The 22,438-nt window shown below is 46.9% G+C and carries 21 protein-coding genes; 9 read left to right on the top strand and 12 right to left on the bottom strand.

The window, feature by feature from the left end; translation table 11 throughout:
• Positions 1-3 precede the first annotated feature (3 nt).
• Positions 4-783 carry a heme ABC transporter ATP-binding protein gene (locus ACFQ45_RS13470; RefSeq protein WP_377368545.1) on the top strand — a complete coding sequence of 260 codons (780 nt, stop codon included), beginning with the start codon at positions 4-6 and terminating at the stop codon, positions 781-783.
• 29 nt (positions 784-812) lie between these two features.
• Here the strand turns inward: ACFQ45_RS13470 and ACFQ45_RS13465 are convergent, their stop codons facing one another.
• On the bottom strand, positions 813-1,568 hold the full coding sequence (locus ACFQ45_RS13465) for an EAL domain-containing protein (RefSeq protein WP_377368543.1): 756 nt from the start codon (positions 1,566-1,568) through the stop codon (positions 813-815).
• Between the two features lie 104 nt (positions 1,569-1,672).
• Entirely contained in the window at positions 1,673-2,371 is a 699-nt protein-coding gene (locus tag ACFQ45_RS13460) for a pirin family protein (protein ID WP_377368541.1), read from the bottom strand.
• 127 nt (positions 2,372-2,498) lie between these two features.
• On the opposite strand from ACFQ45_RS13460, the gene ACFQ45_RS13455 reads away from it, so the two are divergent.
• Positions 2,499-3,425: an AEC family transporter gene (locus ACFQ45_RS13455; protein WP_377368539.1), complete on the top strand. Its 927-nt coding sequence runs from the start codon at positions 2,499-2,501 to the stop codon at positions 3,423-3,425.
• Positions 3,426-3,450: 25 nt separating this feature from the next.
• On the opposite strand, the gene ACFQ45_RS13450 is transcribed toward ACFQ45_RS13455, so the two are convergent.
• The 5 genes from ACFQ45_RS13450 to ACFQ45_RS13430 are packed head-to-tail and all read right to left on the bottom strand — an operon-like array spanning position 3,451 to position 7,647.
• Positions 3,451-4,494: a Gfo/Idh/MocA family protein gene (locus ACFQ45_RS13450; protein WP_377368537.1), complete on the bottom strand. Its 1,044-nt coding sequence runs from the start codon at positions 4,492-4,494 to the stop codon at positions 3,451-3,453.
• Positions 4,495-4,536: 42 nt separating this feature from the next.
• Positions 4,537-5,199: a YceH family protein gene (locus tag ACFQ45_RS13445; protein WP_377368535.1), complete on the bottom strand. Its 663-nt coding sequence runs from the start codon at positions 5,197-5,199 to the stop codon at positions 4,537-4,539.
• Between the two features lie 9 nt (positions 5,200-5,208).
• Positions 5,209-6,006: a sterol desaturase family protein gene (locus ACFQ45_RS13440; RefSeq protein WP_377368533.1), complete on the bottom strand. Its 798-nt coding sequence runs from the start codon at positions 6,004-6,006 to the stop codon at positions 5,209-5,211.
• Positions 6,007-6,052: 46 nt separating this feature from the next.
• Complete coding sequence (locus ACFQ45_RS13435; protein WP_377368531.1) at positions 6,053-6,442, bottom strand: hypothetical protein; 390 nt, start codon at positions 6,440-6,442, stop codon at positions 6,053-6,055.
• A 59-nt stretch (positions 6,443-6,501) separates the two neighbouring features.
• On the bottom strand, positions 6,502-7,647 hold the full coding sequence (locus ACFQ45_RS13430) for a MalY/PatB family protein (RefSeq protein WP_377368529.1): 1,146 nt from the start codon (positions 7,645-7,647) through the stop codon (positions 6,502-6,504).
• 313 nt (positions 7,648-7,960) lie between these two features.
• On the opposite strand from ACFQ45_RS13430, the gene betI reads away from it, so the two are divergent.
• The 7 genes from betI to ACFQ45_RS13395 all read left to right on the top strand — a co-directional run bounded on the left by betI (position 7,961) and on the right by ACFQ45_RS13395 (position 17,817).
• Positions 7,961-8,551 carry a transcriptional regulator BetI gene (betI, locus tag ACFQ45_RS13425; protein ID WP_377368527.1) on the top strand — a complete coding sequence of 197 codons (591 nt, stop codon included), beginning with the start codon at positions 7,961-7,963 and terminating at the stop codon, positions 8,549-8,551.
• Between the two features lie 101 nt (positions 8,552-8,652).
• Positions 8,653-9,579: a choline ABC transporter substrate-binding protein gene (locus ACFQ45_RS13420; RefSeq protein ID WP_377368525.1), complete on the top strand. Its 927-nt coding sequence runs from the start codon at positions 8,653-8,655 to the stop codon at positions 9,577-9,579.
• Between the two features lie 82 nt (positions 9,580-9,661).
• Positions 9,662-10,507 (top strand): choline ABC transporter permease subunit, encoded by an 846-nt coding sequence (gene choW / locus ACFQ45_RS13415; RefSeq protein ID WP_377368523.1) that lies wholly within the window; start codon positions 9,662-9,664, stop codon positions 10,505-10,507.
• A gap of 3 nt (positions 10,508-10,510) precedes the next feature.
• Positions 10,511-11,692: a choline ABC transporter ATP-binding protein gene (gene choV, locus ACFQ45_RS13410; protein WP_377368521.1), complete on the top strand. Its 1,182-nt coding sequence runs from the start codon at positions 10,511-10,513 to the stop codon at positions 11,690-11,692.
• A gap of 295 nt (positions 11,693-11,987) precedes the next feature.
• Positions 11,988-14,426, top strand: coding sequence for an EcoAI/FtnUII family type I restriction enzme subunit R (gene hsdR, locus ACFQ45_RS13405; RefSeq protein WP_377368817.1), 2,439 nt, complete (start codon positions 11,988-11,990; stop codon positions 14,424-14,426).
• Between the two features lie 89 nt (positions 14,427-14,515).
• Positions 14,516-16,036 (top strand): N-6 DNA methylase, encoded by a 1,521-nt coding sequence (locus ACFQ45_RS13400; protein ID WP_377368519.1) that lies wholly within the window; start codon positions 14,516-14,518, stop codon positions 16,034-16,036.
• A complete protein-coding gene (locus ACFQ45_RS13395; protein ID WP_377368517.1) occupies positions 16,036-17,817 on the top strand; it encodes a restriction endonuclease subunit S in 1,782 nt (593 codons plus the stop codon). The genes ACFQ45_RS13400 and ACFQ45_RS13395 overlap by 1 nt, the downstream gene beginning before the upstream one ends.
• A 57-nt stretch (positions 17,818-17,874) precedes the next feature.
• Here ACFQ45_RS13395 and darG read toward each other — a convergent pair whose 3' ends face one another.
• The 5 genes from darG to ACFQ45_RS13370 all read right to left on the bottom strand — a co-directional run bounded on the left by darG (position 17,875) and on the right by ACFQ45_RS13370 (position 22,331).
• Positions 17,875-18,963, bottom strand: a complete 1,089-nt coding sequence (gene darG, locus ACFQ45_RS13390) for a type II toxin-antitoxin system antitoxin DNA ADP-ribosyl glycohydrolase DarG (RefSeq protein WP_377368515.1) — start codon at positions 18,961-18,963, stop codon at positions 17,875-17,877.
• A 1-nt stretch (position 18,964) separates the two neighbouring features.
• Positions 18,965-19,612: a type II toxin-antitoxin system toxin DNA ADP-ribosyl transferase DarT gene (darT, locus tag ACFQ45_RS13385; RefSeq protein ID WP_377368513.1), complete on the bottom strand. Its 648-nt coding sequence runs from the start codon at positions 19,610-19,612 to the stop codon at positions 18,965-18,967.
• 3 nt (positions 19,613-19,615) lie between these two features.
• A complete protein-coding gene (locus tag ACFQ45_RS13380) occupies positions 19,616-20,557 on the bottom strand; it encodes a restriction endonuclease (RefSeq protein ID WP_377368511.1) in 942 nt (313 codons plus the stop codon).
• Positions 20,558-20,883: 326 nt separating this feature from the next.
• Positions 20,884-21,687, bottom strand: a complete 804-nt coding sequence (locus ACFQ45_RS13375) for a pyrroline-5-carboxylate reductase family protein (RefSeq protein WP_377368509.1) — start codon at positions 21,685-21,687, stop codon at positions 20,884-20,886.
• An 8-nt stretch (positions 21,688-21,695) separates the two neighbouring features.
• The gene (locus ACFQ45_RS13370) at positions 21,696-22,331 is read right to left on the bottom strand and encodes a TetR/AcrR family transcriptional regulator (RefSeq protein ID WP_377368507.1); all 636 of its coding nucleotides are present in this window, start codon (positions 22,329-22,331) and stop codon (positions 21,696-21,698) included.
• Positions 22,332-22,438 lie beyond the last annotated feature (107 nt).

Here is a 22,438-nt window from a genome sequence, read left to right as displayed (position 1 = left end):
ATTATGATTGTTACCCATGACGTTGGGGTCGCTATAAGGCATAAAAGCATCATTGAAGGTGTTAATTTTGTCGCGAAGCCTAGCGAACTAGTCTCCATTGCTGGGCCTAATGGGTCTGGGAAAACCACCTTTCTGCGAGCCTTGACCGGAGAAATGGCTTACAGCGGCGATATTATGTTTGATGGTAATAACATGGTATCGATGCCAGATTGGAAGCTAGCAACCCGGCGAGCCGTATTGCCCCAATCAACTAGCCTGTCTTTTCCGTTCACTGTTTTAGAGGTCGTGCGTCTAGGGTTACGCAATGGGATGGATGGGAGCCATCCAGAGCTATTGAGCCTTGCCCTTGCTAAGGTTGGCTTGAAGGGCTTCGAACCCCGTTTTTACCAAGAACTCTCAGGGGGGGAGAAGCAGCGGGTACAGCTTGCCCGAGTATTGGTGCAGGTTTGGCATCCGGTGGTGGCTGGAGACGCCCAGTGGCTATTTCTAGATGAGCCTGTTTCTGCTTTGGATATTGGGCACCAGATTGAAGTGATGAGCATTGCTCGGGAGTTTGCTAATGCTGGTGGCGGTGTCATCGCCGTGATGCATGACTTAAATCTCGCGGCTATGTACTCTGATTCCATTGCACTGTTTGAGAAGGGGAGGCTGCTGATTCAAGACTCTCCTCCAGTTGTCATGACAAATGAGAATCTCACTCGAGCCTACCAATGGCCAATTCAAGTGAACCAACTGCCTACCGCCCCGATGTCATTTGTGTTGCCTCAAGCGTCCGCAAAATGAGGTGTACTCAGGTACTTTGAGAGTTAGCCTTAGGGCCAGTTTATCTCTGCAAGGGATTCAAATGCGGGCTTTGCAAAGAGAAAGCCTTGAAATAAATGAACTCCTAAGGATTCTAAGCAGCGATATTCTTCCAAGGTCTCAATCCCCTCTGCGATCACTGTAATGTTTAGCTCATTAAACATGGCCAGTGTATGGCGAATCAGGGTTTGACGGACTGGATTTGTGTCAATGTCACGTATCAGTTCCATGTCTAGTTTGGCGATATCGGTGGGCATGGTGCCGAGCAGTGTGAGTCCGTTATAACCGGAGCCAAAATCATCTATTGCCGTTTTAAAGCCAAGGTCTTGATAATGCCTAATGATGTTGATTAGGTGGTCATGGTCTTGAATGCGCTCATCTTCGGTGAATTCAAAGACAATTTTTTTGTAGTCAAAACCATATTGCTCAGCCGCCGCCAGTGTGGTCCGAATGCAGAGTTCAGGTTTGTAGATGGCGTTGGGCAAAAAGTTAATGCTGAGTTTGGAGGTGATTCCCAATTGGGCAGCCAGTTTTATGGCTTTCACACGGCAACTTTGATCAAACCGATAGCGGTTGCCATCATTGACGTGTTGGAAAACCTGTCCAGCGCCTTCGCCATTAATGCCTCGTACGAGGGCCTCTTGGGCGTAAATAGAATGAGTTCGTGTGTCGATAATTGGCTGAAATGCCATGGTGAATTGGAAATCAAGGTCACACCCTTTGGCGCACTCTTGGCAGCCGTACTGCTTAAAATCGGGTTGCTCCATAAAAAGCTCTCTTTCCTGTATGTCGTCACCTGTGGCTGTTAAAGATAAAGTAAAACGGGGCGCATTATCGCACTCCGTTTTGTTTGCCTATTAGATAGGATAGATCAGGGTAAATCAAAAATCAGGGCTTTGGCGCGTTGATCCGTGCTTTTTGCAAAGTGCAGGTCAGCCAGAGACTCTATTTTGGCACCGTCACCTTTTGTAAGCTGATGCTCTCCATTTAGGGTGATGCTTCCTTCCACTAGGTGTACGTAATAGTTGCGGTTTGCATCACCTTGCCAAGTGGCTTTTTGAGCATCCTCTAAGATCAGCTGTATCAACTGCATGTCTTGTTTGATCTGCAGGGTGTCTTCTTTGCCATCGGCGGTTATCACAGTGGTAAAGCCTTCTTCTTCGCCAAAGCTTTTCTGTTGGTAGCCTGGACTTCCGCCTTTTTGGTTTGGCTGAATCCAGATCTGCAAGAACTTTAACGTTTCCTCAGACGATGCGTTAAACTCGCTGTGAAAGATCCCTGAACCCGCAGACATGAGCTGATATTCACCCGCTGGTAGCTCACGGATATTGCCCGCGCTGTCTTTGTGGGCGATGACCCCTTGAGTCACCAAGCTGATGATTTCCATGTCACGGTGGCCGTGGGTTTCAAAGCCCATGGAGGGTGTCACCGTATCATCGTTGATGACGCGTAGTTGTGAAAACCCCATGTGGGCTGGGTCGTAATAGTGACCAAAAGAAAACGTATGGTGACTGTCTAGCCAGCCAAAATTAGCATGGCCACGATCCTGTGCTTTGCGTAAAGTGATCATGATTAACTCCTATAAATTGGTCTTGCGACGATATAGGAGTAGTTTATATATCGAAAAAATAAATTAAAAACGCAATATTTCGAGATTATCTATCAGTTTAACTGATGTATTTGCTAAGGAAGCCCGAATGACCTTGTTCATCGCCATTTTGCCTGTGTTCCTATTATTGATGGTTGGTGCTGCTTTTCAGCATTGGCGCTTTCCATTTGATGGCTTTTGGCAAGGGGTGGATAAGCTGGTTTACTGGTGCCTGTTCCCAGCGCTCTTGTTTTCTAAAACCAGTGTCATTGATTTCAACAACCCCATGTTGTTTGACTATGGGGTGACCCTTGTGGGGGCTATGTGCGTCACAGCTGTGTTTGTCTACCTGTTGGCCAAGGGGATAAAAGCGCCGAACCCAACAACTACCTCAATGATCCAAGCGGGGATCCGTTTTAATACCTTTATCACCTTAGCCTTGGCGGAGCGTTTGTATGGCGCTGAAGGTCTTGTCTATGCCGCATTAGGGGCGGCGGTGTTGATTCCTTCGGTGAATGTGTTTTTAGTGGTGTGCTTGGTGTCCATGCACGGTAAACCGGGTCAGTCGTTGCCGGCGTTGATTTCCAAGGAGTTGTTACGTAACCCGTTGATTTTGTCGATCGCGTTAGGGATCAGTTTGAATTTACTGGGGTTAACGCCTGTGTTGATTCTGTCGGATATGACGGAGATGTTGTCCCGTGCGACCTTGCCGCTGGTGTTGTTGGCAGTTGGTGCTGGGGTGCGTTTTACTGCGATCCGTAGTGTGGGGATGAGTTTTTGGATCTCTGCCGTGGGGCGCTTTGTGGTCTTTCCCGCGGTCGTCATTGGATTGTGTTTTGTGTTGGGGATTTCTGGCTTGGCGGCGTCTGTAGCGCTCTTGTTCGGTATTGTGCCTACGGCTACCTCGGCCTATGCCTTGGCGAAGCAGTTAGGGGGGGATGCGGAGCGTATGGCGGCGTTTATCACCTTACAAACTGGGATGTCGATGATAACGGTGCCAGTAAGCATTGCCCTAGCTCATAGTTGGTTGAGCTAAGGCAATTGCTAGGTGTTGAGATAGGTTAGTGTTTGTGGTGATGGTTGTGCTCATGGTGGTGGTGCTCAACATCCATCTCATAGAGCTCCGGCTCACCCGGATAGGAGACACCAATGTCTTGGCGAATCTCATCCATGGTCGAGAGTAAGTTCAGGGTGTCTTCCCAAAGATGGTTCGGGCTTTGCAGAACGCCTTCCTGTATGCAACGGTTTACTTCTTCCACTTCGAATTGATAACCCACCCCTTGGAAATCAAAGGTCATGGTGTGCTCTGAGCCGTCCTGTTTACATAGGGTGATGGCTTTGGCCTTGTACCATTCTTTATCAAACTCGATATAGCCATGGGTGCCAGAGATAACCGCGCGATTGGGTTGTTGAGTAATGATTGACGCTTCTAGTGAGGCCAGCTGACCACCGTCCCAGCCCAGTAGTAGCTGTTCTAGTAAGTCTACATCCGTATCCCCAACGACCGCCTGGTTCTGTACAAAGTCCGGTTTGCCGAAGATAAGCTGTGCCAAAAAGATAGGATAAATCCCAACGTCCAGAAGCGCGCCGCCCCCCAGCTCTCGGTTAAACAAACGATGACTTGGGTCTTGCTCCAAGGCAAAACCAAAGCTAGCTTGCACACTCTGGGCGTTGCCGATCTCTCCTTCTTCAACCCACTCTAGGGCTTGTTCTACTGCCGGATTGAAGCGTGACCACATGGCCTCCATTACGAACACTTCTTTGGCTTGGGCCAGCTCAAACAGCTCTTTGGCTTGGGCTTGGTTGAGGGTGAAAGGCTTTTCACACAGCACGTGCTTGCCCGCCAAGATACACGCCTTGGTGAGTTCGAAGTGAAACACGTGGGGCACAGCAATGTAGATGACGTCTACTTCGTGGCTGTTGATTAAGGAAAAGTAATCCACCATCGCCAGTTCGATACCAAACTGCTCGGCAAACGCATCAGCGCTTCCCTTGTCACGGGAAGCAACCGCTCGCAATTCGCCTGTTTTGGCATATCGAAAATCTGCTGCGAAGGCTTTTGCAATGGTGCCTGTGCCAATGATTCCCCAGCGTACTTCGCTCATAAGAGACTCCTAGTGGATATAAATGTGGTGGCAATGGTTGGATTATAGTTCACTCTGGGCTTCTAACGCAGCTAATCGTGCAGTCAAATCTGCTACCTGTTGCTCTAGCTGGGCGATACGTTGATCCACCTCATCATTCACTGGTTCTGATACTGGTTCTGGTGCAGTGCTGGCATAGGCTGCTAAATCTTGCTCGGTACAAAATAGCTCCCGGTAACGGGATTCGCGTTTACCGGGTTCTCTTGGCAGTTGCTCTGTGAAGGGGCCACCTGTCTTTTGGGTGAGATTCTCTAGCCCTTGTTCGACTTCTTGAATGCTCTGGAAGGCATATAGGCGTCCACTTCGAGAACGAAGCTCTCCCGGCGTCTGTGGGCCACGTAGGAGCAACATGCAAACGATGGCAGTCTCGCCACCAGTGAGTTGTAAATCTGAAAACTCGGTATTGCAGAAGCGGTGTTGATACTTGGCCACACGGCTTCCTTGATAAAAGTCTTCTGTCACTAGCCCACGAGATACGAGTCCATCTACCGTTTCCTGTACTTCGTATTCACTGTATTGGGTCACTGGGTCGCGACTCGATTTTTGATTACAGGCGTTTGTTAGGGCATTGATGCTCAAAGGGTAGTGATCCGGTGTCACGATGGACTTTTCCATTAAACAACCAATAACGCGGGCTTCTTTAGCCGTTAAGGCGTAATACGACATGGCAATCTCCTAAGACGATGAGTCCTTTTCCTTGATAAAGAGTGAAAAGGGCATAGTGAGCAAATGTGAAAAGCGCTTGGGCGCGAAAGAACGAGTACCGGGCATGCCTATGGCAAGTTTTTGATCTCCCTGTTGGCTATCGGGGGTGTAACTGCCAAACAGACGATCCCAGAAGCTGAGGCAGAAGCCATAGTTGCTGTTGGCTTCTTCTGTTAATCGAGAATGGTGAATACGATGCATGTCGGGGGTCACCACCAAGCGACGTAACCATTTATCCATTGGGTGTTTTAAATGGACATTGGTGTGGTTAAACATGGCGAAGCCATTGAGCAAGATATCAAACAATAGAACGGCCGCCGCAGGGACGCCCAGTAACCAGATTGCAACGGCTTTAATGACTAGGGACAGAAGAATTTCAAGGGGATGGAAGCGCACCGCTGAGGACACGTCCAATTCAGGGTCACTGTGATGTACCCGATGTAAACGCCAAAACCAAGGGACTGTATGAAACAATCGATGCTGCCAGTAAATAAGCGCATCCAAAAGAATCAAGGAGACAATCAACGCCCAAGCCTCGGGCAAATGGGTCAATGGTGCAAAAGTGGCACTGGGAAGTAGTGCTACTCCGGTTAAGATTAAAGGCTGACAGATGCGAACGAGAAGAGCGTCCAGTGCAAACAGACCTAGATTGTGGGACCACCGTTGGCGAGCATATTGAAGCGGCTTACGGGGCGCTGCCCATTGCCATGCTAGCAGCGCACTGATAAGAAAAATAAAAGCGTAAATTCGTAATGAATAGTCGATCATAGGTGTCCGTAAACCAGCTCGATGTCGCTAGTTTACACGAAATCCCTCAGTGAAGTGCCTGACTTGGTATCAGTTTTCTTTGTATATCGACCTTAACTACCGCCAGTAATTCCACTAGGACATTTAAATTCACCATGTCCAGATCATTAATGATGATGCAGTGGTCCCCTAAGTGGGTATTGCTTAGACGGTCAGCAAACTGGGTCATGTCCACATCGGCGGAATAGTACAAACATAGATTGTGCTGGTGAGGGGCGATGGCAAACAGCCAACGATCCGTCAGATAAAAAACGCTGACGCCTTTTTCTTGGATGAGGGCGGCCTCAGGGGCAATGGCAAAAATAAGTTCCGTGAGCGTTTGCAGATCCGTACTTACGTGATCATTTGGGGTTACGCTGCAATCCTTTAGCGCACTTGGGTTAAGTGTCGTCAACATAAGCACCTCCAACGGGGCTGATTGCATGGCGTATGTTGACGACTGGCTGGATGGGTTGGTTAAGACAAGCTATCGAGCGCTGCCAAAATACGATTCATGGCTTCTTCTAATTGTGATTTAGGACAACCGAAGTTTAGGCGAATAAAGTCCGGTGCGCCAAACCCCGCACCTTCAGAAATGCCCAATCCCGCCTTGCGGAAAAAGGCTTGAGGATCTTCAAGTTTGTACTCACTTATGTCCAACCATGCGAGATACGTAGCCTCGTGCTCTGCCATCTTAATCTTGGTGCCGGCAATTCGCTGTCGAATGTATTCACAATTTTTATACAAATATCCTAGTAGCTCTTGGTGCCAGTCTTGGCCTTCTCGATAGGCGGCTTCAGCCGCTACCAGGGCTAGCAAATTTGGTGCGGGAATCAGAGCGCCGCGCGCCTCATTGAAGCGTTGGCGCAACTTGGCGTTATCAATGACAGCAAAGGCATAGGCTAAACCTGCTAAATTAAATGTTTTAGAAGGGGCCATTAGCGTCACGGTTCGATTGGCGGCATCCTCATTTAGGCTGGCAAAGGGGATGTGTTGGGCGCCGTTTAAGATGAGATCGCAGTGGATTTCATCAGAAACCACTAGCAGGTCATATTGCTTAGCAAGAGCATGAATGGCTTCCAGTTCCTCGCGGCGATATACGGTGGCGCCTGGGTTGTGCGGATTACACAGCAAGATCATTTGGGCATCGGGCTTGGCACAAGATGCAGCCAGTTGCTCCAGGTCTACTGTCCAGCGATTCTCTTTGAGCCCAAAGGGAATTAGGTCTAATTCACGGCCAGCCATCAAAGGTGCTTTGGTTAAATGGTAATACACTGGGCTTGGTACAATGATCCGTGCGCTCGCTTCTGTCAGTGCTTGAACGCACAAATGTAGTGCGCACACTAGCCCTGGTAAGTGTACAAAGTGGGCAGAGTGGGGTGTCCAGTCATAGCGTGTTTGGCAATGCTCTTGAATGGCCTGCACTAATGACTTAGCAGGAAAGGTATAACCAAATATTCCCTCGTCCACACGCTTGTGGAGGGCTTCTTTTACGCACTCAGGTGCGTCGAAATCCATGTCAGCAACCCACATTGGAATCACGTCAGCTGGGTACTTGGCCCATTTATCGCTTTGCTGAGTGGTTCGGTCGTGAATTGTATCGAAACGAGACGCCAATCTCATATAAACTCCCTATCAGTGTCATGTGGTTTTGTAAGACTCAAAACATACTGCCACAGCAAAGTCGTTAGAGACACAATATTGCATAAACAGGACGTTTTTAGATAACTCAAATGGGCAGATTTAGGGTAGCGTGTAAAAAGTGATCATCTTTTTTACATAATAAGAAAAATATTTTTTCCCGCTGCATTCCTTTGTATCCGTACCTTCTGGTTGTTTGACGACTAATGTTTAGAGCTATTAAGGGTTGACCATTCCCTGACGTTCTGTCTACTATAGTTTTTATTAAATGGTTGTTTAATTAAAAGGAATGCAGATGCCTAAGGTTGGAATGCCAGAAATTAGAAAACCACAACTGATTCAAGCAACCATTACAGCAATTGATGAATTAGGGTTTCCTGGCGCAACGGTGAGCGTAATTGGTAAAAAAGCGGGCGTTTCCCCCGCGATCATCAACCACTACTTCGGTGGCAAAGATGGTTTGTTAGAAGAAACCATGCGTAGCCTGATTAAAGAATTTTTTGAGGTGTTGCATAGCGAGCTGCATAGGGCTCGAAAGGGCAGCACCCTAGATAAAGCGATGGCGATTGTGCGCGCCAGTATCAGTCAATCTCAGACGCACCCCCAAGTCGTCAAAGCTTGGATGGGGTTTTGGGCGTCAGCGATGCACAAACCAGCGCTTTTTCGCTTACAAAATGTTTATTCACGCCGCTTGCAAAGTGCGCTTGTGGCGGTATTTCGAGAGCAACTAGAGCTCGAAGATGCCCGCGAACTGGCCTTTACGGTAGCGGCTTTAATTGACGGTATGTGGCTTCGAGGCTCCCTAGCCGGGGGGATCGACAGTGACTACGCCGCCAACGTGATCAACAAGATATTGGTCACGGCATTGCCGGAAAAGGCGCAGTAGAGCGTGTTTTGAAAGCGAGGCGTGAATAAATTTTGATGACTATTTTGAATCGTGTGAGGGCTGACCTCCACACCAAATTTACCCGAAAGGAGATAATCAACATGAAATTCAAACACGCTACGTTAGCTTTGTGCATTATGGGGGCGTCCTCTTACGCTGCGGCAGAATGTTCCACTGTTCGATTCTCAGACGTAGGCTGGACCGACATCACAGCAACCACAGCGGTTGCGTCCACTGTGCTTGAGGGCTTGGGTTACAACACCCGCACACAGCTTTTGTCTGTGCCGGTAACCTACACGTCTCTTGCGAACAAGGATATCGATATCTTCTTGGGTAACTGGATGCCGACCATGGAAGCGGACATCGCTCCATACCTTGAAGCAGGCACAGTAGAAGACCTAGGTCCAAACCTTACGGGTGCAAAATACACCCTAGCGGTTAGCCAAAGTGCTTTTGATGGCGGCGTAAAGAGCTTTGCTGACATTGCTAAATACGCTCGTGAATTCAAAGGCCGTATCTACGGTATCGAGCCAGGTAACGACGGTAACCGTCTGATCCAAGACATGATCGATCAAAACGCTTTCGGTCTAGGTGACTTCCAGTTGGTGGAATCTTCTGAAGCTGGCATGTTGTCTCAAGTTAGCCGTAATGAACGTCGTAACACTTGGACAGTTTTCCTAGGTTGGGAACCACATCCAATGAACGCCAACTTTGACATGGCTTATCTTGAAGGCGGTGATGACTTCTTCGGTCCTAACTACGGTGGTGCCAACGTGCATACCAACGTACGTAAAGGTTACCTACAAGAGTGTCCAAACGTAGGTAAATTGATCACCAACCTTGAGTTCTCCCTACAAATGGAGAACGAAATCATGGGGGCAATCCTAAACGACAACGAGAAGCCTGAAGCCGCTGCAGAAAAATGGCTAAAAGCGAACCCAGCGGTTCTAGACGCTTGGTTAGACGGTGTGACGACTCAATCTGGTGGCAACGGTCTTGCTGCAGTGAAATCGTCTCTTGGCCTATAAGTCTTAATTCATTGCATATCAGGATGAGCGCTCCTGGGGGCGCTCATCCATGTGGTAAAAATATTTTCGGAGAACTTGTTATATGAATTGGCTTACGGACCATAAAATCCCCCTAGGCGATACCATGGAGACCTTTGTAAATTGGTTGATCGACGTCGCTGCATTCTTTTTTGACTTTATCTCGCTTACGCTTGAGACCCTGATCTTCAACTTGGTAGACGCCCTAGAGTGGATGAATCCGTTTGTCGTAGTAGCCCTTGTGGTAGCGTTTGTTTACTGGCTGCACCGAAGCATTGGTCTAGTGCTCTTTGTGGCAGCGTCATTCTTTTTGATCATGAACCTTGGTTACTGGCTTGAAACCATTCAAACATTGGTACTCGTGGTAACGGCCACCGCTATCAGTGTCTTGATCGGTGTTCCACTGGGTATCGCAGCAGCGCATCGACCTGCTATGTACACCATATTGCGACCTATTTTGGATCTTATGCAAACCATTCCAACGTTTGTGTACTTGATTCCGACTCTTATTCTATTCGGTCTAGGTTATGTGCCTGGTCTGATTTCAACGATCATTTTCGCCATTGCGGCACCGATTCGCCTAACCTACTTAGGCATCAGTAAAGTGCCCAATGAGCTGCGTGAAGCGGGCTTAGCGTTCGGCTGTACCAAATCTAAATTGCTTTACAAAGTGGAGTTACCAGCCGCAATGCCAAGCATCATGGCGGGCGTAACCCAATGTATCATGCTGTCCTTATCCATGGTGGTTGTGGCAGCACTGGTAGGTGCCGATGGCTTAGGTAAGCCAGTTATTCGAGCACTTAACACAGTGAATATTTCTCAAGGCTTCGAAGCCGGTGTTGCGATCGTATTGGTTGCCATCATGCTGGATCGAATTTGTAAAACACGTTCATCAAACGCGGAGGGTTAATCTATGCCAATGGTTCAAATTGAAAACCTAGACATCGTTTTCGGTAACCAAATGCGAGAGTCTCTGCGTCTATTGGACAAAGGCTTAAGCCGCCCTGAAATCCTAGCGGAAACAGGGGACGTTATCGGTGTACAAGATGCCACTATTTCTGTTGAAGAAGGTGAGATTTGTGTACTGATGGGCTTGTCTGGCTCAGGAAAATCCACACTGCTACGTGCCATTAATGGCCTAAACAAGGTGGCCCGTGGCCGTTGTTTAGTACGTGATGGTGGCCGCATGGTGGATATGGCGAAGTGTGATGAAAACACGTTACGTCATATGCGTACAAACCGCGTATCTATGGTGTTTCAGAGCTTTGCCCTGATGCCATGGCTAACCGTGCTAGAGAACGTTGCCTTTGGCCTTGAAATGCAAGGTGTGGGCAAAAAAGAGCGTGAAGATCGTGCCTTGAAACAGCTTAAAATGGTGGGCTTGTACGAGTGGCGTAACAAGAAACCAGATGAACTGTCTGGTGGTATGCGCCAGCGTGTGGGCTTGGCCCGTGCTTTTGTAATGGACTCCGACATCCTGTTGATGGACGAACCGTTTTCGGCATTGGACCCTCTGATCCGCTCCCAATTGCAAGACGAACTGATCGAGCTACAGAAGCGTCTGAAAAAGACCATTATCTTCGTAAGTCATGACTTGGACGAAGCCCTAAAAATCGGTTCTAAGATTGCCATCATGGAATCAGCTCGCATCATCCAAGAAGACGTGCCTGAGCAAATCGTATTGAATCCAGCCACAGAATATGTGGAAAAATTCGTAGCGCACACCAATCCACTGAACGTATTGCGTGGACGTGCATTGATGACGCCGGTGGAGCAACTAGGTACTCAAGAGGGTCAATGTAAGCTTTCTGACCACCTATGGGCGAATCTGCAAGATGGTAAGCTAGAAGGTGCCACCTTGCATGGTGAGCCGGTGACGATTGCTCGTTGGGACCACGGTATGGACATCGAAGACCTACCAGAAAACGCAGTGGTCGTGGCGCCAATCGATATCTCCATGCGCGACGCGGTGGAGATCCGCTACCAGTCTAAACTTGCACTCTTGCTGGAAGATAACGGTAAATGTGTAGGCGCTCTGGCAGACCATGACTTCTACCATGCCTTGCTGGGTAAACACTTCAGCCGAGCGTCTTAATATTGATTTGGTGAAATTAAAACGGAGACAATTAAAATTGCACCGGAGACAAAAAAGTTTGTGTGTCTCCATCTGGCTGAAACTTAAGGAGAATTTCTGTCTCCGAGAATTAGCCCTCTGTCTTAAAAATTAGCCTTTAACTTAAGGCCTAAAATACAAAGCCCTCATAGTTGCATGCTGTGAGGGCTTTTTTTGATAAGTGCACATGTATTGATGTCGGCAAGTTCTTAGAAGTGCGTTAGTATCAGTTATACACTCTGCTACTAAATTACGGACGATTTGCATGCCTCAAGGGATTAACAAAGCCAATCTTACTGAAACCGATATCATCACCAAGCTCGTCCTTCCTGCGGTCAAAAGTGCAGGATGGGATGATATGACCCAGATCCGCCAGGAAGTGAAACTGAAAGACGGTAAAGTGGTGGTTCGGGGGCAGATGGCTGCTCGTCAAAAAGTCAAAGCCGCAGACATCGTGCTTTACCACAAAACGGGGATGCCGTTAGCGGTCATTGAGGCTAAAGCCAACAAGTTTGAGATTGGCAAAGGTATGCAACAGGCCCTTGGCTACGCCGAGCTTTTGGAAGTGCCATTTGTGTTCTCAACCAATGGCAATGGCTTTTTATTCCATGAAAAAACCAATACCGCACAGATTGAAACTGAAATTTCCTTAGAGGATTTTCCAACGCCTGAGCAGCTGTGGCTCAAGTTCGCCCAGTGGAAAGGCTATGAAACCGATCAGTTGCCAATTGTGACGCAAGATTATCATGATGATGGTACTGGCAAAGCTCCGCGTTACTACCAGCTTCAAGCGATCAATAAAACGGTTGAAGCGATTGCCAGAGGCCAAGACCGTAACTTGCTAGTAATGGCAACAGGCACTGGTAAAACCTATACGGCCTTTCAGATTATCTGGCGCTTATGGAAGGCGCGTGCGAAGAAGCGCATTCTGTTTTTGGCAGACCGAAATGTCCTCGTGGATCAGACATTCATAAACGATTTTCAGCCGTTTGGCTCAGCCATGACGAAGATTAAAAATCGTAAGGTTGATCCATCCTACGAGATCCACTTAGCGCTTTACCAAGCCTTAACTGGGCCTGAAGAAGCGCAAAAAGCCTACAAGCAAGTAGACCCAGACTTCTTCGATCTGATCGTTATCGATGAGTGTCACCGTGGCAGTGCATCAGAAGACAGTGCTTGGCGTGAGATATTGGATTACTTCAGCAGTGCGACTCAGGTCGGTTTGACTGCGACACCAAAAGAAACAGAAGAAGTGTCCAACATCGAATACTTCGGAGATCCGATCTATACCTATTCACTGAAACAAGGTATCGAAGACGGTTTCCTTGCACCTTACAAAGTCATCCGTGTGGATATTGATATCGATGTTCAAGGCTGGCGTCCTAACAAAGATCAGACCGATAAAAACGGTCATGTTATCGAAGACCGCATTTATAACCAGAAAGATTTTGATCGATCCATTGTCATTGATGATCGAACCCAACTGGTTGCCGAAACGATCACGAACTACCTAAAACGCACCGATCCGATGGCCAAGACGATCGTCTTTTGTAACGACATTGATCATGCAGAGCGTATGCGTCAGGCTTTGGTGAACCTTAATCCTGAGCAAGTCAAAAAGAATGAAAAGTATGTGATGCGCATTACCGGCGATGATGACGCAGGTAAAGCTCAACTAGATAACTTTATCAATCCCAAAAAAGCGTACCCAGTGATCGCAACGACTTCCGAGCTAATGACCACGGGCGTAGACGCTAAGACCTGTAAGTTAGTGGTACTGGATCAAGGTATTCAGTCGATGACTAAGTTTAAGCAGATCATTGGCCGTGGCACACGTATCGATGATAGATACGGCAAACTTTGGTTTACCATTTTGGACTTCAAAAAAGCGACTGAACTGTTTGCCGATCCACGTTTCGATGGTGAGCCAGAACAAGTGAAAGTGACTTGCCCTGGTGACTTTGAAGATGATGAGATACTCGACACCATTATTGAAGGTGATGAAGACGGTATTCTAACCGATGAAAATATTGATCCAGACTCTGTTCAAGAACCGGAGAAAGAGTATCAACATGATGATTCGAGCTCATCAGATAACGGTGATTACAACCTGACAAATGATGACTGGAATGACGAAGACAAAGTTCGTAAGTTCCACGTCAAAGGTGTGAAGGTCAAAACCCTAGCTGAGCGTATCCAATACTACGATTCCGATGGCAAATTGGTCACAGAGTCCTTTAAAGACTACACCCGTAAGACCATTCATAAGCAGTTCGCCAGCCTTGATGAATTTGTTAAAAAATGGCAAGACGCTGATAAGAAGCAGGCCATTATCGAAGAGCTGGAAGAGCATGGTGTGATCTGGGAAATCCTAGAGCAAGAGGTCGGTAAAGACCTCGATCCGTTCGATATGATTTGTCATATCGTATATGATCAGCCGCCTTTGACCCGCAAAGAGCGTGCGAACAACGTCAAAAAGCGCAACTACTTCACGAAATTCGATGGTGTGGCTCAGGAAGTACTTAGCCGCTTATTGGATAAATACGCCGATGCGGGTGTGAATGAAATTGAAAATATCAATGTGCTAAAAGTGACACCATTCGATGAACTAGGCCGTCCCCTAGAAATCATCAAAAAAGGCTTTGGAAGTAAAGAGTCTTACTTCGCCGCCGTACACGATTTAGAAAACGAGCTATACCAGCCTAAATCCGCCTAATACAAAGCATTACAGCCAAAGAAACGTAACTTTTGGCTGTAATGATCTGACGTTTACGTCACTACAGAATTCAGTTAATAGAGAAACTTATGTCGATCAGTACCGTTATCAAATCCATTCAAGACATTATGCGTAAAGACGCCGGTGTAGACGGCGATGCCCAGCGCCTAGGCCAAATGTCTTGGCTACTATTCATGAAAGTCTTTGATGCACAAGAAGAAGAAGAGCTAGAATTTGAACTGGACGACTACAAAGCCCCGATTCCAGAAAACTACTTATGGCGTAACTGGGCTGCCGATCCTGAAGGCATTACCGGTGAAGAGCTTTTAGACTTCGTAAACGATGATCTGTTTCCTGATATGAAAGCGCTGAACGCTCCGCGAGATTTAAACCCGCGTGGCTTTGTGGTGAAAGAAGCGTTTAGCGATGCCTACAACTACATGAAAAACGGCACCTTGCTGCGTCAGGTGATCAACAAACTCAACGAGATTGATTTTACCGACTCTCAAGAGCGTCACTTATTTGGTGATATCTACGAGCAGATTTTGCGTGATCTACAAAGCGCGGGTAACGCCGGTGAGTTCTATACGCCACGGGCTGTGACTAAGTTTATTGTTAACCGTCTTGATCCAAAGTTGGGCGAGAACATCATGGACCCAGCGGCGGGCACAGGTGGTTTCCTTGCCTGTAGTTTTGACCATGTTAAAGACAACTACGTAAAAACCACCGAAGACCATCAAATCCTGCAAAAGCAAATCCATGGCGTAGAAAAGAAACAGCTGCCGCATTTACTATGTATCACCAACATGATGTTGCACGGCATCGAAGTGCCTTCACAAATCCGCCATGGCAATACGCTTAACAAACCGCTTTCTAGCTGGGACAGCGATATCGACGTGATCGCAACCAACCCACCCTTTGGCGGTACGGAAGAAGACGGTATCGAAAAGAACTTCCCAGCGGAGATGCAAACCCGTGAAACAGCGGATTTGTTCTTACAGCTGATTATTGAAGTGTTAAGGGAGCCATCAGCGGGTAAAGAGGGAGGTAGAGCGGGCGTGGTACTGCCAGACGGTACCCTATTTGGCGAAGGCGTGAAAACCAAAATCAAAAAGCTACTGACCGAAGAATGTAACCTGCACACCATTATGCGTTTACCCAATGGCGTGTTTAACCCATACACGGGTATCAAAACCAATATTCTATTCTTTACCAAAGGCCAGCCAACCAAAGACGTTTGGTTCTATGAACACCCGTACCCAGACGGTGTGAAGAACTACAACAAATCCAAGCCGATGAAGTTTGAAGAGTTTCAAACGGAAATCGATTGGTGGGGTAATGAAGAAGATGGCTTCGCCAGCCGCGTCGAAACCAACCAAGCGTGGAAAGTGTCTATTGATGACATCATCGCCCGTAACTTCAACTTGGATATTAAAAACCCATACCAAGAAGAAGTAGAAGTGCATGATCCAGAAGAGCTACTGGCAACTTACCAGCAGCAGCAATCGGAAATCAGCGAACTGCGCCTACAGCTGAAAAACATCCTAGGCGATGCCCTAATGAGCACGGCAAACAGCCAACAAGACGACTCAGAAGAGGAACGTGGCTAATGGCTGAGCTTCACTCTCTACAAAAAGACCTTCCACAAAAAGACAAGGTACAACAGCTGATTACCCAGCATATTGATCTCTGGACGGGCGCGGTCAAAGACAAATCCAGCGCCGGTCGTGGTGGCAGTAGTAAGCGAGAGCTTTACGGCATTAAAAAACTGCGCGAGCTAATTTTAGAATTGGCGGTACGGGGCAAACTGGTCGCCCAAGACCCAAATGACGAGCCTGCTTCGGTCTTGCTAGAACGTATTGCCGCAGAGAAAGCCGAACTAGTGAAACAAGGCAAAATCAAAAAGCCCAAAAAACTGCCAGAGATTAGCGAAGAGGAAAAGCCCTTCGAGCTACCGGAAGGGTGGGAACTATGCCGAATCGGTGAGCTATTTAATTCCATAATGAGTGGTGGCACTCCTAGTAAAAGAAATAATGATTACTGGGATGGAGATATACCTTGGGCTAGTGTAAAAGATCTCGGTTCTAGCCTATATCTAAGCCAAACTCAGGATCATATAACAGAGCTTGGTTTAGAAAATGGTAGCAAAGAAGCCCTGAAAGGAGATTTATTAATCTGTACTCGAATGGGGCTAGGTAAAATTGCTATAGTGGAGCATCGTATGGCTTTCAATCAGGACTTGAAAGCTGTTTCCTTGACTTCGTTTTTACTTCCTTTGTATTTTGTAAGGTTCTATTCAACACTCAAAATAATCGGTACTGGAACTACAGTCGCGGGTATTACACAAGAGCAGCTCTTAAACTACACTATGGCTCTCCCGCCTAAAGCCGAGCAACAGCGCATCGTCGCTAAAGTCGATGAGCTAATGGCGCTTTGCGATCTTTTGGAGCAGCAAACCGAATCCAGCCTCGATGCTCACCAAACCTTGGTGCAAACCCTACTGGATACTTTGCTACAAAGCGCTGATGCCGAAGAACTAGAGCAAAACTGGCAACGCCTAAGCGCCCACTTTGATCTGCTATTTACCACTGAGCAAAGCATCGACCAGCTTAAACAAACCATCCTGCAACTCGCCGTGATGGGCAAACTTGTACCCCAAGATCCCAACGACGAACCCGCGTCGGAGCTACTCAAACGCATCGCCGCTGAAAAAGAAGAGCTGGTTAAGCAAAAGAAAATCAAAAAACAGAAACCACTACCGCCGATCAGCGACGATGAAAAACCATTTCAACTGCCCAAGGGGTGGGAGTGGTGTCGAGCTGATGATATTTGTTATGGCATCACTTCAGGATCAACTCCACCGAAAACAGAGTTCAGCGATGGTGAAGGTGTACCTTATCTTAAAGTCTACAATATCAGGAACCAGAAAATAGATTTTGAGTACCAGCCTCAGTTTGTAAATGAGTCTTATCACATGACTAAGTTGGCGCGATCAATACTTAAGCCTGGTGATGTTGTTATGAATATTGTAGGCCCACCGTTAGGTAAGATTGCGATTATTCCGAGTACGTATGACGAGTGGAACTGTAATCAGGCAATTGTTTTTTTTAGGGCAATAGATTCGCGTTTAAGATTTTATATATATCAATATCTAGTAGCTGGACTATTCCTTAACTCAATAGAGCTAATTGGTACTGCTGGGCAAGATAATATCTCTGTGACAAAAAGTAGATCTATTGTGATTCCTATGCCGCCTTTATCGGAACAGAATCATATCGTAGCCAAAGTCGATCAATTAATGGCTCTTTGCGACCAACTAAAAGCCAAACTCGCCGACAGCAAAACCACCCAGCTAAACCTAACCGATGCCCTTGTGGCACAGGCGGTGTAGATCATTTGTAAGTAGGTAATAAAAAGGCGACTGAACAGTCGCCTTTGAAGTTGAACTTTACGCAAGCTCAAATTGATAGAAGGGTTTTAAGCGATTAAGCGCAATGGCGACGGCTTTTTCATGAAAGATTTTACTCTTTCGAGTTGCTGCTCCGACACCTGCTGGCCATTTGCTGATACCGTCCATTAGCGCTGCTTTATTGGGCTCGACTTCCTCTTTGTGGACTAGCCAATCCAGAGTTGACAGTAGCTCAAGGCCGAATGGGGTCTCGAAACCATCAATGAGTTTAATTGTTTCTGTCAAAGCCGCTTTATAAGGCTTCATTTCACTGCTTTTCAGATAAGCCTCTAAGCGTTCTTTTTGAGCATCATCAAACCAGATTACATCAAGGGGATCACTATCGCTGATACGCTTTTCACATTTTAGATAAGTACCATCCAAATGATCTAAAACATGACGAAGACGGTCTGCATAGGGGCCATAAATATTAGCTTCAAAACGCAAGTCTAAAGGGTTGTTTGTTAATTCTGGGTGACGCTCGATAGATCGTTCTAAGAACCAAGCCAGTTTTTGAACTTCCAGTAAGCTGCACTCAACGCCCAGCGTCCAATATTGACGAACAAGCTCTGCGATCATGGCGCGAGCAGGTGTCAGTTTGAGTTCACCTTTGCGTTTAGCTACATTTTGATATTGGGACGTTGGCTCGTAGACATATACATCCACATGATCCAAATCTGCAAGAATTTGCTCAATATGCGGTTTCACCTCATCCCAATTCAGTTTTCCATTGCCTGCACCTAATGGAGGAATGGCAATAGATCGCACATTGTTCTCAATAATAAATGACCTCAGATCCTTCAGTCCCTCTACAATCCATTCCATTTTGGAAGGGCTACGCCAGTGTTGCTTGGTTGGAAAATTTATAACCCATTGAGGGCCTGTGAGTTCATCTGTTGAGGTGACAAACATCTTACCTGTTTGTACTTGCTTAGCTTTACAGGCTTGCGCGTAGATAGCCATGTTTTTAGGAAAACGCTCTTTAAACATCAGCGCGATTCCTTTGCCCATTACACCTACGGTATTAACCGTGTTAACTAGGGCATCTACCTCTGCGTCGAGCAAGTTACCTTGTGTGTAATGAATCATATTAGAAATACCATTGCGTCATTTTGTAGACCTCTAGGGCAAGCGATCTTACCTGAACAGCTTGCTCCAGCTGAAGCTTAATTTCTTCAGTATAACAAATAATCCCTAATAAGCTCTGAACAGGAAGGTGCTGGTAGACAAGCGCTTCTGCTTGATAACGCTCTACTTTTTCTGGATCGTTTGCATCACGCTTGAAATCTCTATTTTGCAGAATGTTCCAGTCTAGGTTGCTTAAGTCGTTATATTCATTGAAAAACTCTGCCAACTGAGTGTAGGCATGTCGATCAGTGAATACGAAAGGAATACCGTGTTCCAGTAGCTTTGGGATTGATGAAACCAATATGACTATTTCTTCGTTACGTCTTTTTGCCACGCTGATTCCAGTATAGATGTTGTACATCATGGGAGAAAACGGCGTGAAGTAAAATGGAACGTAATCGCTTAATGTTCCGTATGGTTCAATAGGAACTGCCCTTTGTGTCCTTTTTTGAATCAGCTCAGGATTACCAATGGCTTCATAGTTAGGAGACTGAACAGCTGAATTTGCACAGTACAGCCCGTTTTCTAGAATCCAAGGGATATTACTTACATGGACAATACGCCATATAAGGCCTTTTTGAGGGTTCAAATTCTGATAGCGACCTGACATGTTTTACCCTTCAAAAAACTCTTCATCAATCTTTTTAAGATGGAGAGTTTGTTCGTCACGACTGCCAATGTTGTATCGTAACATGAGCTTAGCGAGCTCCTTTCCGTTCACAAGAACTATTCGGCTACTGAGTTGATGAGCTGTATCTTTGGCTGATGCGGTAAAGTCAGAGGTGGTAATAAACAAGCCTTTTTGTGCATTCTTTAGATTAAGTGCTCCAAAGAAATCGCGAATTTCACCAGCACCGACTTTGTTGGTTTCTGCATAGCGTTTGGCTTGGATATAAATCTGATCAACACCAAGAGGATCTTGGTTGATTACACCGTCTACACCGTTGTCACCTGATTTGCCCAACGCATGGGCGGTACTTTCTTTTGTGCTGCCGTAGCCCATAGAGAGTAAAAGGTTTATCAGTAGGTGTTCGAAGAATGCTGGTGTGACTTTACGAGTTCGTTCCAGAATATCTTCGACTAATGCGTCATTTATTTTTCTGTAAGAGGCAAGTAGTGCTTCATCAGGTGTGATGTCGTCATCATTTAAGCTCTCTGTTTGCAAAGGGGGTTGTAGGGGCAGCTTTTCAGAGTCATTGTTGCTCTGTAGTTTGAAGGCTATGAACTTTTCAAATTGGTTGAGGTAAGCGTTGTCGATTGTCTCTTTGCTTTTAACTGCCTGTATACCTTGATCAGTAATACTGAAGTGAGCTCGTCGAGTGGCTTCTAGCAAGCCGGCTTTGGTTAAATACGTTCGTGCCCAACCAATTCTGTTGTCTATAACGCGCTGTCTACCGCTGGGAAGGAGTTCGCTACGTTCTTCTTCGGAAAGCTCAAATTGCTCGGCAAGGACATCAATGACGTCTCGAAGTCTTACTTCTTCTTTGCCTTGCTGCTTAGCTTGGTAGGCAACCTCTAGGAAAGGGCGCATAAACTGCTGGTAATTTGGAATCACTGATACGTCCTTTTATCACGAAACTGCTGATACGGTTTATCCTAGAGCGTGCCTTATGTGGGTGCCCTAGATATTACTAATGCGGTCTTACAATAAATCTATCACGTTTTGTCTAGCCACCAAATTATAAGTACCCAATTAGGCCGGAAAAATGGCGCCATGTTGTCAGTGCATCTTCGATGTATGTCAATATTTGTCTGCCTGAAAGGAGGCTAAGGTACTGATGCGTCGATCGAATAGATATTTAAAAAGCCCCTAGTGTGAGAGCACTAGGGGCTTTTTTGTTGTCAGAAGTCAGCGGTTTAGGGAATCGGTTGTTGGGTGAGCTAGTCTTTTTTATCTTGGAAATTAAGGGCTTTTTGGTAGGCTGCGCGTACCCCAGAGTCCACCACTTGTAGGTAGTCCGCGGCTTTCATCTGGGACAGTCCCGCTGCGGTGGTGCCTTGGTAGGATTCGAGGAGTGAGACGGTGTCTGCTGGGGATTGTTGGAGATCCTGAATCAGCAAGCCGCTGCCTTTGAGGGTGGCGTTCACTGCACGTCTGGCCTTGTGAGACGGGATGCCTAGCCCGATGGCTGATTGCTCTAAGGCCTGTGCAAGCAAGGCAGGGTAGCCGGGTCCAGCGCCGGAAATGGCGGTGAGTACGTCAATGTGATCTTCTGAGTCATAGGGATCATGGGCCCCGAAACTGTCGAACAGATCCCCAATCAATTGTTCCAAGTCAGGAGAAAGGTCGCTCTTAGCAAACCAAGGGGTGTAAGACTGTTTTACCGAGCAAGCCCCGTTGGGGAGTGCACGGATGAGGTTTTTTGGATGATGTCGGGTGTGTAAGTCCTCACATGTTACGCCAGCCATAAAAGAAATCAGCGTTTTTCCGGTCATATCCAACGACAGCTCCGCCCAATCTTGTGGTCGGATGGACAATACGATCAGGTCGCTTGCCTCCACCAAGGCTTGGTTGTCCTGAGTAAAGGAGACTCGCTCTGGTAATGTCTGTGGAGCGGGGCGGCGGGAGGAGACAACAAAGCGAACCCCTTGCAGGTTAGGGTGATCGAGGGCGGCATGCAGGAGTGCTGATCCTAACCAACCTAAGCCACCAATAATACCTATGGTTCTGGACTGTGTTGTCATGATTCCCATTACTCCTTGTTTATGTAGCCATGGCGATGTTGGAAGCGGCGCAGTTCACTTTCTGTGGCGTCTTCTCCCGTGAACGCTTTCACATAGCCCGGCACCCATTGAATTCTCACCTCTAATGGCTCTTTGGTTTGCATGGTGATGTAACCGATTTGCACCAGATATAAGGTGCGAGCATGTACTACGGCATCAATGTTCGCTTTGCCGAATTTTTCGAACATGGCGATGAGGGCTGCTAGACGTTCGTCGTCTGCAGCCTGTACCGCTTGGCGGATCTCTTCTGATTGCAGCGACCAGCTTCGAATGGCAAATTCCAGCTTCGAGTCAAAAAGTTCTTGGTCGTACCAGCAGTCAAATATGTTTAAAGCCGCTTCCGGTAAGGTTTCAGCATAGGCTTCGACTTGCTTAATCAAACTGCCAGTATTTTTCCGTTGCCAGTAAGACACCAGCTCCCTGAGTAAGGCTTCTCGATCGGTGAAGAACCAATAAAAACTGGTTCGAGAAATGTTTAAGCGCTTAGCCAGTGTCGAAATTTTCACAGCTTCAATACCCGACTCCAACAAGATCTCTATGGCGGCTTCAAACCAAACTTCTGGTGAACCTCGCCAGCCTGAGTCGCTGCTTGCTTGCTTTTTCATGTTGCTCTAGCCCTTAACTTTTATAGAAATGTACAGAGTCGTTAAGTTGAAATTGTACATTTATGAATATTTTTAAAATAGCTTAATTTATTAATTGACGCATCTGT

Origin of the sequence: Rhodanobacter aciditrophus, assembly GCF_042679525.1 — a bacterium.
GTDB lineage: Bacteria > Pseudomonadota > Gammaproteobacteria > Pseudomonadales > Marinomonadaceae > Marinomonas > Marinomonas aciditrophus.
Note: the sequence above shows the minus strand (reverse complement) of the source record. Positions and strands in the feature narration are given on the sequence as shown.

Coding starts and splice junctions, on each gene's coding strand:
- ACFQ45_RS13400 (WP_377368519.1), top strand. CDS start 14,516: ATGTCGATCAGTACCGTTATCAAATCCATTCAAGACATTATGCGTAAA.
- darT (WP_377368513.1), bottom strand. CDS start 19,612: ATGTCAGGTCGCTATCAGAATTTGAACCCTCAAAAAGGCCTTATATGG.
- ACFQ45_RS13370 (WP_377368507.1), bottom strand. CDS start 22,331: ATGAAAAAGCAAGCAAGCAGCGACTCAGGCTGGCGAGGTTCACCAGAA.
- ACFQ45_RS13440 (WP_377368533.1), bottom strand. CDS start 6,006: ATGATCGACTATTCATTACGAATTTACGCTTTTATTTTTCTTATCAGT.
- ACFQ45_RS13460 (WP_377368541.1), bottom strand. CDS start 2,371: ATGATCACTTTACGCAAAGCACAGGATCGTGGCCATGCTAATTTTGGC.
- ACFQ45_RS13470 (WP_377368545.1), top strand. CDS start 4: ATGATTGTTACCCATGACGTTGGGGTCGCTATAAGGCATAAAAGCATC.
- ACFQ45_RS13430 (WP_377368529.1), bottom strand. CDS start 7,647: ATGAGATTGGCGTCTCGTTTCGATACAATTCACGACCGAACCACTCAG.
- ACFQ45_RS13455 (WP_377368539.1), top strand. CDS start 2,499: ATGACCTTGTTCATCGCCATTTTGCCTGTGTTCCTATTATTGATGGTT.
- ACFQ45_RS13445 (WP_377368535.1), bottom strand. CDS start 5,199: ATGTCGTATTACGCCTTAACGGCTAAAGAAGCCCGCGTTATTGGTTGT.
- ACFQ45_RS13395 (WP_377368517.1), top strand. CDS start 16,036: ATGGCTGAGCTTCACTCTCTACAAAAAGACCTTCCACAAAAAGACAAG.
- darG (WP_377368515.1), bottom strand. CDS start 18,963: ATGATTCATTACACACAAGGTAACTTGCTCGACGCAGAGGTAGATGCC.
- ACFQ45_RS13420 (WP_377368525.1), top strand. CDS start 8,653: ATGAAATTCAAACACGCTACGTTAGCTTTGTGCATTATGGGGGCGTCC.
- ACFQ45_RS13435 (WP_377368531.1), bottom strand. CDS start 6,442: ATGTTGACGACACTTAACCCAAGTGCGCTAAAGGATTGCAGCGTAACC.
- choW (WP_377368523.1), top strand. CDS start 9,662: ATGAATTGGCTTACGGACCATAAAATCCCCCTAGGCGATACCATGGAG.
- ACFQ45_RS13450 (WP_377368537.1), bottom strand. CDS start 4,494: ATGAGCGAAGTACGCTGGGGAATCATTGGCACAGGCACCATTGCAAAA.
- choV (WP_377368521.1), top strand. CDS start 10,511: ATGCCAATGGTTCAAATTGAAAACCTAGACATCGTTTTCGGTAACCAA.
- ACFQ45_RS13465 (WP_377368543.1), bottom strand. CDS start 1,568: ATGGAGCAACCCGATTTTAAGCAGTACGGCTGCCAAGAGTGCGCCAAA.
- ACFQ45_RS13375 (WP_377368509.1), bottom strand. CDS start 21,687: ATGACAACACAGTCCAGAACCATAGGTATTATTGGTGGCTTAGGTTGG.
- betI (WP_377368527.1), top strand. CDS start 7,961: ATGCCTAAGGTTGGAATGCCAGAAATTAGAAAACCACAACTGATTCAA.